Source organism: Candidatus Neomarinimicrobiota bacterium (genome assembly GCA_012964825.1).
In the GTDB taxonomy this organism is placed as follows: domain Bacteria; phylum Fidelibacterota; class Marinisomatia; order Marinisomatales; family S15-B10; genus UBA2125.
On the sequence record DTTI01000009.1, the window covers coordinates 1 to 4245 of the forward strand.

At 47.8% G+C, this 4245-nt stretch carries 2 protein-coding genes and 1 pseudogene (1 of these 3 only partly in view); all 3 read left to right on the forward strand.

Annotated elements, in window-relative coordinates; genetic code table 11:
• Positions 1 to 1656, forward strand: a 1656-nt coding sequence (locus tag EYO21_00670; protein HIB02329.1) for a VCBS repeat-containing protein, incomplete at its 5' end; no start/stop codon positions are given.
• Between the two features lie 6 nt (positions 1657 to 1662).
• A complete protein-coding gene (locus EYO21_00675; GenBank protein ID HIB02330.1) occupies positions 1663 to 3732 on the forward strand; it encodes a type II and III secretion system protein in 2070 nt (689 codons plus the stop codon).
• A 120-nt stretch (positions 3733 to 3852) separates the two neighbouring features.
• Positions 3853 to 4245, forward strand: a pseudogene (locus EYO21_00680) (hypothetical protein); it runs 27 nt beyond the window's last position.

Consider the following 4245-nt stretch of genomic DNA (forward strand, 5'->3'; position numbering starts at 1 on the left):
GACGGTACCATTATCTATTACGAAAACACTGGCTCCAGCATGAAAGCTGTTTTCACTCATAAAACGGGGAGCAACAATCCTCTCAACGGTGTAGTTGTGAGTGGAGCCGCCGCTCCTTCTTTCGTAGATATTGACGCCGATGGTGATATGGATTTGTTCATTGGTGAGGATAACGGTACCATCAGTCATTACACTAATGGTGGTTCCAGTACGAGCCCCTCTTTTTCTGAAAAGACTGGAACCAATAATCCGCTTGATGGTGCAGACGTCGGTTATAACTCAAAACCCACCTTTGCCGATATCGATGGTGATGGTGATATGGATGCATTCATGGGTGAATATGATGGTACTATTAACTACTACAAGAACACAGGCTCCAGTACCGCCGCCGCGTTTACCGCTCAAACGGATACCGATACTCTTTTCAAGAGTGATGTGGGGACGAACTCAGCACCAGCCTTCGTTGATATTGACAAGGATGGTGACCTGGACGTATTTATTGGTACTGATAACGGCACAATTCTTTATTACACAAATTTAGGTTCGAACGCAGCGCACTCATTCTCTCCTAAAGTTGGGGGTGACAATCCGCTAAATGCCGTTGATGTAGGTGAAGGTGACAATGTGAAAGCAACACTGGCCCTCGTGGACATTGATGGTGATGGCGATATGGATCTGTTTATTGGTGAAAATGATGGAACTATTAATTACTACCTCAACGGCGGTACCATCGTTAATGCTGCATTCACTGTACAGACAGATGAAAGCAATCCGCTAAATGTGGCGGCATCGGTGACAGAAACAAGAACAGGTGGGTGGGTTTATACTGATGCAATAAAGCAGGTTCAGGTGGCTTTTTACGATACTTCAGGTGGCGAGGTTGAAACAGGTACTGTTTCTTTCGATACGGACAGTCTCACCATTCCCGTCAGTGCTTACATGTACTGGAAGACTGATAAAAGAGACGTTACCTTTCAGAAAATCGCGCATGTCAACGGTTTTTCGGCTCCCGCTGATTCAGTTGTTTCTGTTTCGGGAGGATGGGGCTACGATAAAGAGACCAATCTCCTGTCTGTCATGGTGTTGGGACAAACTGAATCCGGTGCCGTCAGTTTTGACACTAAAGCATCAACGGTGCCCATTGGTGCTTTCATGTACTGGGAAAGCGGTGACCGGGGTTCCATCACTTTTGTGAAAACAGCCAGTGTTTTTGGTGCTGATGCCACCCCTGATTCCGTAGTTACATCCGCCGGCGGCTGGAACTGGGATATAGGTACCGGTGTCCTTTCCGCCACCATTATGGGTAAGCAGCTGTCAGGGCCTGTCACCTTTGAAACGGAAGGGCCGGTAGTCCCTGTCAACGGTTTTATGTACTGGAAGACGGATCAGGAAGGGAATTTGACCTTTAAAAAAGAATCAAATGTCAGTGGCTCCAGCACATCTATGAAACTTTCTTTGGACGCTACCAGTGGTTCACTGGATATACATCATGTTTCCTCCACAAGCAATATAACCGTAGAGATAGCTGACAGTTTGAGATCAAACTTTCGGGTAGAAGGCCTTTTTATTCCCAGTAGCAATAAAACCAGTGGGCTTATTTCGGCAAAATTCCAGGACCTTTTTGTGAAGATTCCCATAACTATCGTTAACCGCTAACTCGTTGTGAAAAAGTTTCTCAAAACTCTTACTCTTCTTATGATACTCCCGCTGGCGCTGGTGGGACAATCGATGCGGGATTTGGAATACCAAGTTATAAAGCTCAGTTATGTTGAAGTGGATAGGGCCCTGGCCATTCTTAAGACAGTGGGCTATACGGTGGTTGAATTTAAAGGCGGCAAAGGCGAGCTGGCGGGAGAATACAGTTTTACTCCAGTTATTAGCCCTACACTTAATATCAAGGAATTGCCCAGGAAAGATAAAGATATACTCCCCATCATCATCAAGGTGCCAGACACCGAGACCGTCAGTCTGCTTACACAGGAAAAAGGGAAATCGGCCAAAGGTAAAAAAGCGGAATTGGGCCTTGATCTCGCCGGAATCCCCATGCTAGGGGCTACCGCCGGCGCCCCTCAGCAGCAGATCCTCGTCGGCTATAATCCCGACGATTTTGAGCCGGTGGCGAAACTTCTCAATCTGCTGAATAATAAAATTGACATCCCCGCGGCACAGATCCAGATCGAAGCGTTGGTCATCGAAATTGACTCCGATAGACTGGACGCACTGGGAGTCGATTTCGGTGGTGCTCAGGGAGGCTTAACGGGCCAGTTTCCGCCGCCCAATCCAAGTACCGGGGCGTTTAATCCTTTCTCGATAGTGTTCGATAGGACAATCCTCGGCACAGCTACAGATTTCAACACTCAGCTCCAGGCCCTTATCAGCATCGGCACCGCCGAAATTCTATCTCGGCCCTCCGTGCTGGTACTGGACGGTCGACAGGCGAGGATTCAGGTGGGCCAGCAGATCCCCATCGTAAAGACCACCAGCACGCAGACAGCAGTTTCAAAATCTGTTGATTACATCCCGGTGGGTATTGTCCTCAACCTCAGGCCACGGGTGAGCGCGGATCTGACTCGGATCACTATCCAGATCGAGACCATCATCACCGAGACGGAAGAGCGTCTCGGCGCGCTGGCCGCCACTTCGGGTGTTCAGGAGGCGCCTCTCATCAACAACCGCAAAGTGCAGTCGTTTGTCCGTGTGACTAACAACACGCCCTTCATCGTGGGCGGACTCATCTCCAAAAAAGAGACCGAGCTGATATCTGGCGTTCCCATTCTCTCTTCCATTCCGTTCTTTGGGAAGCTCTTCCAAAGCTCCACCATAGAGACCAAGCGTAAAGAGGTCATCGTCGTTATTACACCACACGTTATTACCGAACTGGGCAGCAACTTCAGCCGCGTTATCCCCTTGGACTCAGACATATTCAACATTACCGGCAATCTACTCTTCCAGAACAACTACCGTGTTAAAAACGCCGACATTTACGACCTCAGTTTCATCTATGAAAGCCCTGTTTTCATGAAAATGCTTGAGGATGTGGCCACCGCCGCTGAAATAGACAAGACGCTGGCAATGACACAGCCGTTCAAGGGACTTCTCGAGGGGGAAATTCCCGGCGAGGCGATCCTCGTGAGGAGGATGATTTATGAAATCATCAGAAATCATAAATACTACGAGTCTATTGACCCTAAGAAGGTGATCTTCTTCATGCAGTCCCAAGATGACCCCGCCGGTTTCGATGTGAAGGGCCTTGCGGGATATATCAAGGATATTGCAAAAAACAATGCATTAAGGCTGAGTTATTCAGTCCATGAAAAAGCCTCAGCGTCGAAACCGTTCGTGCAGCCTACGGCCGACTTGGAATACATTCCTGCCAGCCGTGGATTCAACTACAAAAGCGAGCTGGAAAAGACAAACATCTATGGTGCCACATCAGAGGAGGACGTCTTTACTATCATAGTGAAAGATGCCAGTCATGAGCGGCGTCTCTATGAAGTGCTCATCATGAAGAAGTTATTGGATATCAATCCTGATCTCAAACTTACTCTCAACTATTTCAAGCCTGGCATCGACATCCTCTTCCCGGCGCCGGAAATCCTAGAGAAAAATACCCACGTGGTATCCAGGGACGTGGCACGATATTTCTATGAAGTAAACAACTATTACGGTGTGTTCGAGAAAGAATTCAACCGAGAAACCGCCGCAGTAGGCCGTTTGCTTGAAAATCGGTAATTCGCGAAAAAAAAGGAAAAATGTGACACAAATCATTGATTTTGACAGATGAAAAGGTTATCTTGCTTTCAAGCTCGAGGTAATTGTACCTCTACCATTAACATTAAGAAGGGGAAAATCATGAAAATGATAAAACCGATAATGGCGTTTATGTTTGTTTTTGCTCTCATCCTGCCTGTACAGGTTTTTGGGCAGGACCCGCCCCGTTGTGAGTTTCACCAGGTGGATTTTAATTCACAAGAAGAAGCAGATGCGCATTTTGATCCAGCGCTGAATCCTGTATGTCACGATTGCGGTATGACCTTTGGTGGCGAGCAGGAATTAGTGGCCCATGAGATGGCTGAGCATCCGCCCCGTTGTGATGAGCACGATATTACTTTTGCCTCACACGAAGATGCGGATCAGCACTTTGCTGATGAGCATCCACCAGTTTGTCCCGTATGCGGTGAGAGTTTTGGTAACTGGGATGAAGTAAATGCCCATGAGATGGCTGAGCATCCGCCCCGTTGTGAT